The sequence below is a fragment of the Sulfuricurvum sp. genome (assembly GCF_028688295.1).
Lineage (GTDB): Bacteria > Campylobacterota > Campylobacteria > Campylobacterales > Sulfurimonadaceae > Sulfuricurvum.
In genome coordinates this window covers 13,434-27,623 of record NZ_JAQTYM010000025.1, presented here as the reverse complement: position 1 = coordinate 27,623, position 14,190 = coordinate 13,434, and the positions used below count along the sequence as shown (strand labels likewise).

At 44.2% G+C, this 14,190-nt stretch carries 12 protein-coding genes and 1 pseudogene; 8 read left to right on the top strand and 5 right to left on the bottom strand.

Annotated features, from left to right (window positions below):
• A partial coding sequence (locus PHR02_RS07010; protein ID WP_299990554.1) for a DUF4236 domain-containing protein occupies window positions 1-1,247 on the top strand: 1,247 nt, incomplete at its 5' end.
• Complete coding sequence (locus PHR02_RS07005) at window positions 1,244-2,002, top strand: ion transporter (protein ID WP_299990552.1); 759 nt, start codon at window positions 1,244-1,246, stop codon at window positions 2,000-2,002. The genes PHR02_RS07010 and PHR02_RS07005, both read left to right, overlap by 4 nt.
• A gap of 70 nt (window positions 2,003-2,072) precedes the next feature.
• Here PHR02_RS07005 and PHR02_RS07000 read toward each other — a convergent pair whose 3' ends face one another.
• Entirely contained in the window at window positions 2,073-3,152 is a 1,080-nt protein-coding gene (locus PHR02_RS07000) for a YeiH family protein (protein WP_299990550.1), read from the bottom strand.
• A 60-nt stretch (window positions 3,153-3,212) separates the two neighbouring features.
• On the bottom strand, window positions 3,213-6,449 hold the full coding sequence (locus PHR02_RS06995; protein WP_299990548.1) for a DUF748 domain-containing protein: 3,237 nt from the start codon (window positions 6,447-6,449) through the stop codon (window positions 3,213-3,215).
• Between the two features lie 182 nt (window positions 6,450-6,631).
• Here PHR02_RS06995 and PHR02_RS06990 point away from each other — a divergent pair, with 182 nt between their 5' ends.
• The 6 genes from PHR02_RS06990 (at window position 6,632) to PHR02_RS06965 (ending at window position 10,826) form a co-directional block, all read left to right on the top strand.
• A complete protein-coding gene (locus PHR02_RS06990; protein ID WP_299990546.1) occupies window positions 6,632-6,946 on the top strand; it encodes a hypothetical protein in 315 nt (104 codons plus the stop codon).
• A 123-nt stretch (window positions 6,947-7,069) separates the two neighbouring features.
• Complete coding sequence (locus tag PHR02_RS06985) at window positions 7,070-8,089, top strand: ribonucleotide-diphosphate reductase subunit beta (RefSeq protein ID WP_299990544.1); 1,020 nt, start codon at window positions 7,070-7,072, stop codon at window positions 8,087-8,089.
• Window positions 8,076-8,810, top strand: coding sequence for a carbon-nitrogen hydrolase family protein (locus PHR02_RS06980; protein WP_299990542.1), 735 nt, complete (start codon window positions 8,076-8,078; stop codon window positions 8,808-8,810). The genes PHR02_RS06985 and PHR02_RS06980 overlap by 14 nt, the downstream gene beginning before the upstream one ends.
• The gene (locus PHR02_RS06975; RefSeq protein ID WP_299990540.1) at window positions 8,807-9,454 is read left to right on the top strand and encodes a protein-L-isoaspartate(D-aspartate) O-methyltransferase; all 648 of its coding nucleotides are present in this window, start codon (window positions 8,807-8,809) and stop codon (window positions 9,452-9,454) included. Before PHR02_RS06980 ends, PHR02_RS06975 begins: the two co-directional genes overlap by 4 nt.
• A complete protein-coding gene (locus PHR02_RS06970; RefSeq protein ID WP_299990538.1) occupies window positions 9,451-10,395 on the top strand; it encodes an RsmB/NOP family class I SAM-dependent RNA methyltransferase in 945 nt (314 codons plus the stop codon). The genes PHR02_RS06975 and PHR02_RS06970 overlap by 4 nt, the downstream gene beginning before the upstream one ends.
• Entirely contained in the window at window positions 10,392-10,826 is a 435-nt protein-coding gene (locus PHR02_RS06965) for a low molecular weight protein-tyrosine-phosphatase (protein ID WP_299990537.1), read from the top strand. The genes PHR02_RS06970 and PHR02_RS06965 overlap by 4 nt, the downstream gene beginning before the upstream one ends.
• On the opposite strand, the gene PHR02_RS06960 is transcribed toward PHR02_RS06965, so the two are convergent.
• The 3 genes and pseudogenes from PHR02_RS06960 to PHR02_RS06950 form a co-directional block, all read right to left on the bottom strand.
• Window positions 10,816-11,187 carry a hypothetical protein gene (locus PHR02_RS06960; protein ID WP_299990535.1) on the bottom strand — a complete coding sequence of 124 codons (372 nt, stop codon included), beginning with the start codon at window positions 11,185-11,187 and terminating at the stop codon, window positions 10,816-10,818. The two genes, PHR02_RS06965 and PHR02_RS06960, sit on opposite strands and share 11 nt — an antisense overlap.
• Window positions 11,178-13,544, bottom strand: coding sequence for a ribonucleoside-diphosphate reductase subunit alpha (locus tag PHR02_RS06955; RefSeq protein ID WP_299990534.1), 2,367 nt, complete (start codon window positions 13,542-13,544; stop codon window positions 11,178-11,180). The genes PHR02_RS06960 and PHR02_RS06955 overlap by 10 nt, the downstream gene beginning before the upstream one ends.
• A 148-nt stretch (window positions 13,545-13,692) precedes the next feature.
• Window positions 13,693-14,190 (bottom strand): annotated as a pseudogene (locus PHR02_RS06950) (adenylosuccinate lyase); the annotation flags it as partial.

Sequence of the window (14,190 nt, the reverse complement as noted above, 5' to 3'; positions counted from 1 at the left end):
CTCTTATGAGTATTTTATTTCGTAAATCAATCCGTCTCGGCAAATTTGCAAGGATTAATCTGTCAAGTAAAGGTATATCAGGAATAAGTATTGGAGGAGGTGCTGCAAGGATCGGCGTCAATCGACGTGGTACTTACGTCGGAACCTCAATATCCGGCACTGGTTTATCAGCGCAGCACTATTTGAACTCAGTATCTCGAAATAATTCAGGTTACAACGCGGTTATTGAAAATTCCTATCTTGGAATCCAAAAGGTTATTAAAGGTACAAGCGAGGACGAGGTACGTGAAAAAGCTATAAAACAAATTGATATTTGGGAACGAAAAGAAGAACGAGAACGGAAGAAAGAAGCTCTAGCTGATCTACAAGAACAATTTGAAGAAGAGTCAACCGAACTTGCACAGCAGATTAGTTCTTACAACAATATCTTAAAACATACTCTTTCTATAGATGATAAAATCGATTGGGAAGACAATAAAATGCCTGAACGATTCGAAAAAACGTTATACAAAGAAAATTATTTCTATAACATTCCAATAGAGTCATTTTTTGACTCTATTTTCTTCTGGAGAAAAAACAAACGTTTAAAAATGCTTGCTGCTGCGGAACAGGAATTTATTAAAGCACAATACGAGTTTGATAATGAAAAGGCTGAATATGAAAATGAAGCTAAAATATACAACCAAGAACTTCTTGAATTTAAAAAAGCCTTTGAAGCTGGTGATGAAGAAGCCGTTATAGAATACGTTACAAAAGTCTTGAACGACTCCGAATATTTGCCTGACATGGTTAGAGACTTTGAAATCAACTACAACAAAGATTCCAAGTCATTATTAATTGACTATATCCTTCCTTCTCCAGACGATATACCGAGCACCAAAGAATTGAAGTTTGTTAAGACAACAAAAGAAATTCGAGATGTCCCTTTCAAAAAAGGTGAATTTGAATCCTTCTATGATGGCATTATCTCCCAGATTACACTTCGTACATTACATGAGGTATTTGAATCAGTCTACACAGATGCGATCGATACAATTATTTTTAATGGCATGACAAATACAACGGATAAAGCAACTGGTCAAACAATTGAGCCGTATATACTGTCTATTCTGACAAATAGAGAACAATTTGAGGCTATTAATTTGAGCAAAGTTGATCCAATCGCATGTCTTAGCGCACTTGAGGCTAAGATGGTTATTCCATTCACAAAATTAGAATCAATCACAATAATAGGAAATATTGAGTGACATCCGTATCAAAGTACCTCTATGAATGTTTAGAGAACCCTCAAAACTCACAATGGGGCATTGCCACCCAATCAATCATCATTTTTATGATTATCCTAAACATCGTCGGGATGTCATTGGATACGGTAGCAGAACTGCACAACGCATACGCTAATTGGTTTGACTTTATAGAGTTTGGAACCGTATCTTTTTTCACCTTTGAATTGTTTCTTAGATATATTGTGATTGGAAACCAGACTGAATATAAAGGTCTCAGAGGAAGAGTAAAATTCACATTTACCCCTTTCACTCTCATTGATATACTTTCGATTTTACCAACATTCCTGACGTTGTTTGGATTTAATTCATCATTCTTGCGGATATTACGACTGTTTAGGGTTTTCAAGCTGTTTCGTATGACTAAAACTTCAAGCTTTGACCGAGCATTACGTAGAGTGTTTGTCACGGAGCGAGAAAATTTAATAATGACCTTTTCATCGATTGCGATCATATTAATTATTTTTACGATTATGGTATATTTTGCTGAGAATGATGCCCAACCTCAAACTTTTTCCAGTATTCCAAAAACACTATGGTGGGCAATTGTTACTTTGAGTACAGTAGGTTATGGAGATATGTATCCTGTTACCATTACTGGAAGAATTATCACAACAATTCTCACAATGATTGGCATTGCATTTTATGCAATTCCAGGTGGTCTTTTTACTGCTGCACTAATTGAAGAAATTAAATTGGATAAAGAAGAAAAAGAATAAATACATAATTTAAAAGATAAAAAACAAATGAAAAAGCTGGATTCCCGCCTACGCGGGAATGACGAAAGACTTAAACCGTCGCCACAACCCACGTTGTGATAAAATATCCGCCGATCAAAAGCCATGCGAACATCGCCCCTGCCGTATAAAGCGGAGCCATACCCAGCCCCTTGAACTTAGCGAATCGTGTTCCCATACCCAACGCGGTCATCGCCATCGTGAGCAAAAAGGTATCGATCATGTTGATGTTCTCAACCGTAGCAGTGATAAGAGCAGAGATCGATTCGCCTGTATGTGCCATACTGTACTGGGTCAACAGTGAGTTAACCCCTGCCATACCGATAAAATAGACGGCAAACCACGGGATAACGAGTTTCACCCCTCCCCCTACGCTACCGCTTTTTTTAGCGGCATACGAAAGGTAGATTCCCAAAACGATAAGCATCGGTGCAATCATAATAACCCGCGTCATTTTAACAATCACCGCAGCATCCGCAGCCTCTTTACCGTACGCTCCACCGACGGCAACCACTTGGGCTACCTCATGGATGGTTCCACCGACGAAAATACCGAACGTCTTATCATCCATTCCGACAAACACTCCCGCACTGTAAAGGGCAGGATACAAGAACATAGCAATCGTTCCGAACAATACAACCATCGACACGGCGACCGCCGCTTTATGCTCTTCTGATTTGAGTACCGGTTCCGTTGCTAAAACAGCCGCTGCACCGCATACCGATGCTCCTGATGCGGTTAACATCGAGGTATCGCGGTCCATTTTAAAGATTTTTTGTCCAATATAGCTTCCAAGGATAAAGGTCGTAGAGAGCATGATCAAAGAGACCATAAATCCCTCCATCCCTACTTCGGCTATTTGTTGAAAGGTGATCCTAAACCCGTAAAATACGATCGCGAAACGGAGGATTTTCTTACCCGAAAAGGTAATCCCCCCCTCCCATACGGATGGGATACGGTTATGGAGGGTATTGGCAAAAAATATCCCCAAAACAATCCCCACGACCAAGGGAGAGATTCCTAGGTTTTTGATAACGCCCAGATCAGCGATCATCGTCGCTGCTGCGGCAAATATAGCGACAAAAAGGATACCGCTGAGGGTATCTTTGCGCTTTGCAGGTGAAAACGGCATAAAGACTCCTATAACTAAAACAAGATGACATTATAGGACGAATCACAAAATTCTCAAAATTTAGGGAACGACTATCTCTAATCGTGTCGAAATAACATCCGCTTTCTCCCCTTTTACTTTTTCGATCTCTTTGATGGTAACACGTTTCTCAAATCCCGGAGTTTTCACCAAATAGTTTTGGATCGCAGCAGCGCGCTGTGCACCTAGTGTCTGAAGTTCTTGCGGATTTATCGCTTGTATCGGAACCAGTTTCTCAATCAAGGCGTCCGAATAGTGTCGAACAAATGCAGCCTCTTCTAGATATTGCTCCTCTAGTTTTGCTTTAAGCACTTTGCCCTCTTTTTTATCCAGCGACTCTTCAGCCATCGCCTCCAATACATCCACAGGTATCGCCTGTAGCGAATCGATTTTTACCTTTTTAACCTGTTTTTGGGCAATCTGAACGAGTTTATCCGATTTAAGGGCATAAACATCATGCGCTTCATCCCAGCTTCCGTACACATTCATCCCTAATTTTGGCCGCTTAGTGAGCATCGTTGTAACCAGATCGAGTTTCTCGATCTGCGGAGGAGAGAGAACCGCACTGCCCGCTTCAAAATCAATGGTTGCGAGTTTTTCGCTATCAATCCCCATCATGGAGCCTAGCAATCTAAACGGCGAAGTGACCGCCTTGGTAAAGAGGTTTCCGATCACCTGCCATACCACTTTGCCGTATTTGAAATCAGGGTTATTCACATCCCCCTCGATCGGCAGATCAATATCGATCACCCCATCAGAATCTTCGAGCAACGCCACCACAAAGCGCAGAGGCCACGGTGATCCCCCCTCTTTTTCAGCGCCCAGCTCGATTTGTTTAATCACGACACGATTCGCGCCATGCAGTTTCCCCTCATCGATCTTATACCCCAAATCCAAAAAGAGTTTCCCCCCATCGATTTTGTACCCTAAAAATTCCAAAGAGTACGGCGTATATCCTTTGAGTTCGAGATTGTCGAAGGCGACTTTGATATCGGTGAATTTTTTGGGTGCTTTGGTGTTGAGACTTCCATCCACCTTTGCCAATCCATACTGATCAACCCCTCCTCGGAGTTTCACAAACGTTCTAACATCTTTGGTCGTCGAAATCCCCAAAACTGACCCCTGAAGATCGTGAATATAGGTCTTAAACGGAAGCGGGAGCGATAAATCGCTGAATGTTGCACTACTGTTACGCAACAGCAGTTTAACGATATCGATTCCAAAAGGGTTCCCACCCTTAGAGCCGTTTGACTCCATAGCCGTATTTTTACTGAGCGTTGAAAAATTCAAAACTTTTTTAGCATCAATCAGTGCATTAGTATAAAACCCGTCAATAGCGAGTTGATTGATTCGAAGCGCATTAGCAGGATAAGCGTACACAAACGGTGTAGCACCGATACTCTCCCATCCGAGTAAAACCGAATCATCACGGGTATCATTGACTACCCAATCCTCCAAAGCCACTTTTCCTTTGACAGCTGTTTTGACGCTGTTGTAATCATAATCGGCATTAACCGAGAGTTTTCCGCGACGCAGCGAAGCGTAGGTACTTGGGGAGATGTACGGATCGGCTAATGTTACATCCAGATTTTTGACATTCACCACCCCCTTGGAACTTATAGGAGATCGGATTAACCCTCCATTGAGTTCCAAAGAGCTTTTTTCATTGATACGCGTGGAGAACATCAGATCGTTTTTATGGGTTGGATTACTATCGAACCCTTTGAGATTCAGATGGAGCTGATCGAGATTCACCGAAACGTGTCGCGCAGGGAATTCATCAACAAACGCAACTTCGCCATTGTTCACATCGATCTCATCTACTTTATATCCCCACGGAGCCTCATTTGAGCTTTTTGAGGGTACCGATGAAACATACGCATATCGTGAAAGGTCAATAGAACCATCCGACAAACGTTTCAAAGTGACATTTGGCCCTAGCAGTGATAGTGTTTGAACCGCCGCAAATTTACCGGCACGATCAAGCGCAATCCCCTCAACACTCACCCCTTCTAGTCCTAGAACAATAGCATCATCTCTCTGACGCGTTACACGTAAAGCATCGGTGATGAGAGAGAGATTCAAAAGGGACGTTTCATCACTCGAAACAGTCCCCGTATGAAGACGAAGATTACTTAAACTCGCACGATAAGGCTCACGTGGAGCATTATCACTCCATTGCACTCCGACATTTTCAACCGCGACACTCCCAAGAGCAAAATTCCATGGCTCTTTAGTTTCATTTTCATCTTCAGGAAACGCTTTTTGAAGTGCTTCGAGGTAATTCATCCAATCGATTTCCCCCTCACGGGAACGCTCTGCTGCGAGATTAATCCCACTCAATTCTAGAGATCGTGCACTAAATTCCTTCTTCAACGGCTGCACTTTCCCTTCATTTAGCCGAAGCGAACTGAGGGTAAAAAGATTCCGCTGTTCCCCTTTTGGAATGATACGGAGTTTATCAACTTCAAAATGAAGCTTGGTGAGTTCTGTTGCATTCACATCATTACTATCGAATCGATAATCAAATCCGAATGCAGCAGAACCGTCTGCTACTTCAATCGGGAACTTCTCTTTAAAATAGCGCCACGGTGTATAAAGCTTACCAGAATCAAAGGCTACGCTTCCTCCGATTTTAAGAGGAGAAAGGGCATCGACTTTACCGCTAAGATCGATAAATCCCCCCTCATTAATCGTCGCATAAAGACGCATTTTTCCCTCAGCACTGGAGAGATCACGCAGATCAATGTTATCGAGATTAAACCCTACCGGACCCACATCGAGAACATAAGCGTTCCCCTCAGCATAATCGCGGTAGTTTAAGGTTCCATTTTTTAATCCGAAATGGTTGATGATAAGCTTTAGCGGTTCAGATGATTTTTCAGCTTCCGGTTCATTGCTGCCCAATTCACTCAGCCATTTAAAATTGAAATCCCCTTTAGCATCGCGATCAATTGCAATATGTGGCTTACGTAACCTAACATCATGAATGACCCAAGCCCCTTTCCATAAGTACGCCAAAGGATCAACATTAAGAGAAAAGCTCTGAAGCGTGAAAAAATCCTGTTTTTGCGGTGTTTTAAAGGCAAGTTGTTTCAAGGTGAGGTGAAAAGTAAAAGGATTAAACGAAGCCGATTCGACCGAAAAAACACCTCCATTGGTTGCTTCCGAGACCTTATCTGGCACTATATTTTTAATCACATACGGAACAGCTAAAAAACCAACGAAAGCGTACAAAACACCTAGTCCAGCCGTCAATTTCAAGATTGGCTTTATCATGTGGATCTCCAAAAAAAGTATAACTTTAACTATAGCAAACTATTGTATCACAAATGTTTTTTTTGTATGACCTATCACGAAAACTAATCTTTCTATCTCATCCCTAATAACTTAAAACCTTAATCATTTTTTTTGTTTCTCGGGAGTAAAGTTTTAAAAGAGACCACTAATGGAGGTGTACCATGCAAGTAAGTTCTTATGTCTTTCAAACTCCTTATTCTCAACCGTTGCAAGTGGGGCGTCCTGATCCTAGCATGATAAAAGAGCAAAACGATCAATTGCAAAAAGAGGCTAATAAAGTAGAACAAAACAACACGCAGCTGTTGGACACACAATCCAAACAAGATCAAGCTCAAATCGCCGTAAAATCCTCAACAGCATACCAAAATGACAAAAGCTACGCTTCAACTGAACGTTCGCTAAAAGATTACGCAGAGGTATCGAAAGAGGCTCAACGAACACAAAACATTAATGCCTATGCAAGTAGCATACAATAATCTCTTGACATTTAAAGAGGAAACTTTAAACGTTTAATAAAAATATCTTAGCTACTTTTAGCCTACTTAAATCTACTTTTCGACATAATCATCTACTTTATCTGCACAGTAGGGATAGCCGTAATGAAGCGTAAACAAATTTACAATCCAACCTCCACCGAACATGTAAACGATCGCCAGATTTTCGGCGGTAACCCGACCGGTATTTTCGAACTCAACAACATCAAATACCAATGGGCCTACAACCTCTGGGAAATGATGCTTAACAACACATGGTTCCCAAAAGAGGTCGATATGACCCGTGATGCGGTCGATTACAAATACCTCACCGAGATGGAAAAAACGGCGTACGACAAAGCCCTCTCCCAACTCATTTTTATGGATTCATTGCAAACCAATAACCTGATGGACAACGTCAATCCCTATGTCACTGCCCCTGAGGTAAACCTCATTTTGGTACGCCAAAGCTTCGAAGAGGCGCTTCACTCTCAAAGCTATGCCGTCATGGTTGACTCGATCAGTCAAAACTCCGAAGAGATCTACGATCTTTGGCGTCGCGACATGATGCTTAAAACCAAAAATGATTCAATTGCCGCACGCTATAACGATCTCGCTAACGATCCGAGCGAGAGTGCCTTTGTAAAAGCATGTTTTGCCAACCAAATTTTAGAGGGGATCTACTTTTACAGCGGATTTACCTATATCTACACCTTGGCACGTTCAGGAAAAATGTTAGGTTCTGCTCAAATGATCCGCTTTATCCAGCGTGACGAAGTGACTCACCTCGTGTTGTTCCAAAACATCATCAACACCCTTCGCCGTGAAAGAGCCGATCTCTTTACAGAAGAGTTGCTCGAAGAGGTATACGATATGTTCCGCAAAGCGGTTGAGCTCGAAGTCGCATGGGGTCAGTACATCACCCAAGGGCAGATTTTGGGACTCACCAACGAAATCGTGGAACAATACATCCAGCACCTTGCCGACAACCGTCTCACCGCTGTGGGGATGAAACCGCTTTACAACGTTGCAAATCCGATCAAATGGGTCGATGACTTCTCCAAATTCAACGACCAAAAAACCAACTTCTTCGAGGGGACAGTAACCAACTATTCCAAAGGAAGCCTCAGTTTTGACGACTTCTAAAACCCGCTCCCTCAGCTCGCTGTGTTTTGAAACGAGTCAAGATTTTTTTCACAATCTTGACCGACTCACCACTCTCATCGACCAATCTCCCGAAGATGCCATCATCATTGCCCCCGAAGTGTGCTTGAGCGGTTTTGCGTATGAGCGTTTTGAAGAAGCGGCTGCCTTTAGTATCTATGCTCTGGAAAAACTGCGCATAACTGTCGAAAATCGTCTCTTAATCTTTACCGCAATTACCAAAGAAAATGATGAGTTTTATAACATCGCCTATGCTGTACATAACGGTACAATTGTACACACACAAGCGAAAGCAAAACTGTTTGCCCTCGGAGCTGAACATGAATATTTTAGTGCAGGGGAGGAGGGCGCAATAGCACCTTTTCTCTTTGAGGGGATCAAAATCGGTATTTTGATCTGCTTCGAGTTACGATTCAAGCAACTCTGGCAGCAGTTGGAGGGTTGCGATATCATCGCTATCCCGGCACAGTGGGGAAAACTGCGCAGTGAGCATTTTGTCACCCTCACCACTGCTCTGGCGATCATGAACCAGTGTTACGTCATCGCCAGCGATGCCTCTAACGAAGAGACTAGTGGCATGAGCGGTATTATTACCCCTTTTGGGGCAGAAATACGCAACAACGGCTCTGAAATACTAACATCCCATTATGAAAATCGTACCGTAGAGTCCATGCGACGCTACCTCAACGTAGGAATAAAATGAGTATTGATAAAATAACCGCAATTAAAACAACCCGAATGGCAGAAGAGATCAGTAAAAAATTTCCGCTACGTCCTATTATTAAAACCGCTATTATCAACACCAATCGAGAAGAATTCGTCCCCCTGGCAATGCGCCATAACGCCTATCGCCTCGATGCTCTCCCCATCGGTGCACAGCAGTTTATCTCTTCACCGCTGACGGTCGCAAAAATGACTCAGTATCTCAGTCCTGAGGGGTGCGATAATGTTTTGGAGATCGGATGCGGCAGTGGCTATCAAGCAGCCGTCCTCTCCCATGTATTCCGCCGTGTTTTCACTATCGAGCGAATCGAATCACTCTTGCTCGAAGCCAAAGAGCGGTTTCGCCATCTACGACTGGGAAACATCCATACCCGCACAGATGATGGTCAAAATGGATGGGAACAATACGCTCCGTATGATCGTATTTTATTCTCCGCATCGGCACGCGTCATCCCTCAAAAACTCTTCCATCAGTTAGCGGAAGGGGGAATCTTGATCGCTCCAATTGATAAGGGACGGGAACAAGTGATCACAAGATTTACAAAGCAGGGAGGGGTGATCCATGAAGACCCTCTTGAAATATGTGATTTTGTCCCTGTGCTAAACGGAGTGGTGCGCAAATGAGTCTCCCCGAGCCATTTCGTGAGCGTTTAGAGAAAATTGTACCGTCCAATCAGTTCGATGCAATCCTCAAAACCTTCGATGCACCCAAACGGGTCACCTTTCGCTATAACCCCCTTAAAACAACTCCTGAAGCACTCGAAGCTGAACTAGAGAAAGAGGAGATTACTTACGAGAGAGTAGGGTGGGATATCCTAGAGGGTGTTTATCGTATCCATCCCGAAGATAAACTCCGCCTCACTCAAACATCCGCATTTTACGAGGGACGTCTCTATATCCAAAACCTCTCATCGATGGTTGCCCCCGTTTTACTTTCCCCTCGCCCGGAAGAGACGGTTCTCGATCTCGCCGCCGCACCGGGGGGAAAAACCCTTATGCTCGCAGGTATGATGGAAAACACCGGATGGCTCTCCGCCGTAGAGCTTCAGCGAGAACGTTTTTTCCGCCTCTGTGATAATCTCAAACACCAAGGGGTGACCAACGCCCACACCTACATGACCGACGGACGAAGTGTCGGTAAAAAATGCCCAGAAATGTTTGATCGCATTTTACTCGATGCCCCGTGTTCGTCCGAAGCACGCTTTAAAACTCATGAACCCAAATCGATGAGCTACTGGAGCGTTCACAAAGTCAAAGAGACCTCCAAACTCCAACGCCGTTTGCTCCTCTCGGCGTTCGATGCCCTCAAACCGGGTGGCAAATTGCTCTATAGTACCTGCTCGTTCTCACCCGAAGAGAACGAAAGCCCTCTTCAGCACCTCTTAGAACGCCATGGAGCGCATTTAAAGACCATCCCCCTCACATTGCCCTTCGATAATATCCAAAAGCCTCTGAGCCGCTGGGGGAAAGAGGTGTACGACGAGCGGATTCAAAACGCCGTGCGGATTCTGCCGACAGATACGATTGATGGTTTTTTTATTTGCTTATTGGAGAAGCTGGCGTGAAATCAATCCTCTTTGTCTGCCTCGGCAATATCTGCCGTTCACCCATCGCTGAGGGGGTAGCGCGTAAACTGATAGAAGAGGGGGGTCATAGTATTTCCGTCGATTCGGCAGGGACGGGAAACTGGCACGTGGGTGAAGCACCCTGTAAACACTCCGTAACGGTCGCACAAAACCACGATGTCGATATTTCGCATCTTCGCGCCCGTCAGGTGAAGAAAACCGATTTTAGTGCCTTTGATCTGATCGTTGCATTGGATCAGAGCAATTATCACGATCTCAAAGCATTAGGATGTCAAAATTTGGTAAAACTAGGCGATTACGGACACAGTGGGGCAGATGTCCCCGATCCGTACTTTTTTGACGGTTTTGAGGGGTTTGATCACGTCTATACGATGATCGAGTCGTGCGTGAAAGAACTGCTTAACCGCTAAAGGGTAGCTCTTCGTAGCCGATAGAAGTACCGAGGATATAAAACGGCGCTTCATCACATCGCCCGCTGTAACTGCCGATCGCTAACGCAGCGCTGTTAGCCGTTAGTTCCACCGTTATCCCCTCCGACATATCCAAACCACGTAGAACATTGTCGCTCACGAGTTTGGCATCATTTACCCCCTCGATACGAAACATCACATCGATCCAGTCATAACCGCGGGCGATATCCTGAACACTAAAACGGATTTCGATGGAAGTAGGGGAGAGAGGAGTTAAAGAGCGAATTTCGCCCTGAGCGGCATTATCAATGCGCTCCATTAGGTTTTTGAGCGTTGAAGCGCTCAGGGGCTTTACTGGCACCCTTCACACTCCATCGAGCGATCCGCCGTATCTTGTTTTTGCTCCGGTGATTGGGAGCGGAGATAGTAGGTCGATTTGAGACCCAGCTTCCATGCGAGCATATAGATATCGTTGAGATATTTACCGCTGGCACGGTCTAAGGTGATAAAGATATTGAGACTTTGCCCTTGGTCAATCCATTTTTGACGGATTGCCGCCGCTTTAACGAGGATCGTTTGATCGAGATCATACGCCGGAGTATAGTATCCCCACGTCTCAGGGCTGAGTTTCGGTGCAACGACGGGGATAAGCCCCGAGAGGTTCTCTTCGAACCATTTGCGTTTGTAGATCGGCTCGATCGTTTGTGTCGTCCCCGTGAGGATCGAAATCGAACTTGTCGGTGCAATTGCCATCAGATAACCGTTGCGCATCCCTTGGCGTTTGATCGTTTCACGAAGTTCATCCCACTCATAGTTCGGGGCAAACAATCCGCCGCGATCGACGAGGTTTTGTACCTCTGCGGTTGCATGGTCCATCGGGAGGATTCCACGGCTCCATTTTGAGCCTTGATACTCAGCATAAGACCCTTTTTCGACGGCGAGATTTGACGAAGCGAGAATCGCGTTATAGCTCACTGCCTCCATCACTTCGTCCACTTTGTCGAAATGTTCTTGGCTTCCCCACACGATTTTGTTCTCGGCAAGCATTTGCGCTTCACCCATAACACCCAAACCAATTGCGCGGCTACGCATGTTAGTACGTTTTACTTTTTCGAGAGGATAGAAATTTAGGTCGATAACATTATCGAGAGCGCGAATCGCTACCGGAACGATACGATCGATATCCTCTTTGGTGTGAACGCGAGAGAGGTTAACCGATGCGAGGTTACATACTGCCGTCGCACCGTCCACTTTCTCTTTCTCTACGATGTAGATAGGGCGACCGTTTAGTGAATCGAGCGCTGTCACTTTGTTCGCCGGTTTTTCAATACCGCTATCGACTTTAACGATCTCGTCTTCTTCATACGTGACAAACGACCCGTCTTCGTATTTGATTTTGATCAAATAGTGGTTCGGTTGAGTGTTTTGGAAAATCTCGGTACAAAGGTTTGAACTGCGAATAATCCCGAAATGGTCATTCGGGTTCGAGCGGTTCGCGCTGTCTTTGAAGCACAAGAACGGGCTTCCCGTCTCAAAATACGACGTGAGGATCTTTTTCCACAAATCTTTTGCTTTGGTGTGCTCTTTAATAACATTCGGATCTTGTTCGAGTTCGAGATAACGTTTCTCAAACGCATCACCGTAAAGCTCACTGAGCTCTTTAACATCGAACGGATCGAACATCGTCCAGATACCGTCTTCAACGACCCGTTTCATAAACATGTCGTTAATCCACAGAGCAGGGAACAAGTCATGAGCACGTCGGCGCTCTTCCCCTGAGTTTTTCTTCACATCGAGGAAATCTTTGACGTCCATGTGCCACGGCTCTAAATAAACGGCGATAGCCCCTTTACGAGTTCCGAGCTGATCAACGGCAATCGCGATATCGTTGGTGATTTTCAAAAATGGTACGGTACCGCCTGCGGCGTTTTTATGACCATCGATGAACGATCCCATAGCACGAACCTGTGTCCAGTCCCAACCGATCCCTCCGCCGAATTTAGAGAGCAACGCCATCTCTTTGTAGGCATCGAAAATCCCTTCGATATTATCAGGAGCAGAACCGATATAACACGAGCTGAGCTGATGACGGTTTGTGCGGGCATTTGAGAGGGTAGGGGTTGCCATCATCACTTCGAATTTAGACATCATGTCGTAAAACTTTTTCGCCCATCCCTGACGATCAGACTCATTTTGTGCCAAGAACATCGCAACCGCCATAAACATGTGCTGAGGGAGTTCAATCGGATCACCTTGACGATCTTTGATCAAATAACGGTCATACAATGTTTTAACGCCGAGGTAATTAAACTCTAAATCGCGATCAGGGACGATATACCCATCCAAATCCGCCAAATCAAATTTATCTCTCAGACCGAGCAAAATACGCCCTTCGGCTTCTCCGCGCTCAAAATAACTCTCTAGAGAGCCGTAACCGGTAAAACCATTCACACGGTGGTACAAATCATATAAAAAGAGACGAGATGCTACAAACGTCCAGTTAGGAGAATCGATATCGATCTTATCAACCGCTGTTTTAATAAGGGTGTGTTGAATCTCATTACTGTTAATACCATCACGGAATTGGATCTGTGCATCGACTTCCAATTCACTTTGCGATACATTAATAAGCCCCTTTACAGCGGCAGAAGTATATTTTTGAATCTTCGTAATATCTAACGGTTCACGACGACCGTTACGTTTAACAATGGTTAGCATCTCTCTCCCTTAATAACCCGTCTATTTTTGTTCCAAAAGGGAACCCTTTTGGCTGAACTCTTCTCTTAACGAGGCAGACAATATGGTGTATTATAATCACTCAATATTGTATAGTTTCTTATGTCGAAAAAAACTATTTTTATGATAATTATTTAAACACCCGTCCGAAAATTTTATCCACATTTTTAGTATAGTAATCAAAGTTGAAACATTCACGAATTGCCTCTTCACTCAAAGAGTTACGTAACTCTTCATCCGCTAACAAATATTGAAGATAGAGGGATTCCCCTTTTTCATTCGTTGCACTTTTACCTTGCTGCAACCCTTCCCATACTTTCATCGCGTTACGTTGAACAATGCGGTACGCATCTTCACGGCTTACCCCTTTGAGAGGAAGTTCGAGTAAAACACGTTGAGAGAAAACCAAACCGCCGGTTAGGTTGAGATTACGCATCATGTTCTCAGGATAAACGACGAGGTTAGCAATAACACTGTTAAAACGGTGAAGCATGAAATCAGACGTTACAAAACTGTCCGGCAACCAGAAACGCTCGGTCGAGCTGTGAGAGATATCACGTTCATGCCATAACGCTACGTTTTCCATAGCAGGGATAACATAGGCACGAACCATACGGGCTAACCCTGT

What these genes read in the sequence shown, in the direction of transcription:
- PHR02_RS06955 (WP_299990534.1), bottom strand. Translation starts at nt 13,544, where the DNA reads ATGCTAACCATTGTTAAACGTAACGGTCGTCGTGAACCGTTAGATATT.
- PHR02_RS06975 (WP_299990540.1), top strand. Translation starts at nt 8,807, where the DNA reads ATGAGTATTGATAAAATAACCGCAATTAAAACAACCCGAATGGCAGAA.
- PHR02_RS07000 (WP_299990550.1), bottom strand. Translation starts at nt 3,152, where the DNA reads ATGCCGTTTTCACCTGCAAAGCGCAAAGATACCCTCAGCGGTATCCTT.
- PHR02_RS06990 (WP_299990546.1), top strand. Translation starts at nt 6,632, where the DNA reads ATGCAAGTAAGTTCTTATGTCTTTCAAACTCCTTATTCTCAACCGTTG.
- PHR02_RS06995 (WP_299990548.1), bottom strand. Translation starts at nt 6,449, where the DNA reads ATGATAAAGCCAATCTTGAAATTGACGGCTGGACTAGGTGTTTTGTAC.
- PHR02_RS06985 (WP_299990544.1), top strand. Translation starts at nt 7,070, where the DNA reads ATGAAGCGTAAACAAATTTACAATCCAACCTCCACCGAACATGTAAAC.
- PHR02_RS06970 (WP_299990538.1), top strand. Translation starts at nt 9,451, where the DNA reads ATGAGTCTCCCCGAGCCATTTCGTGAGCGTTTAGAGAAAATTGTACCG.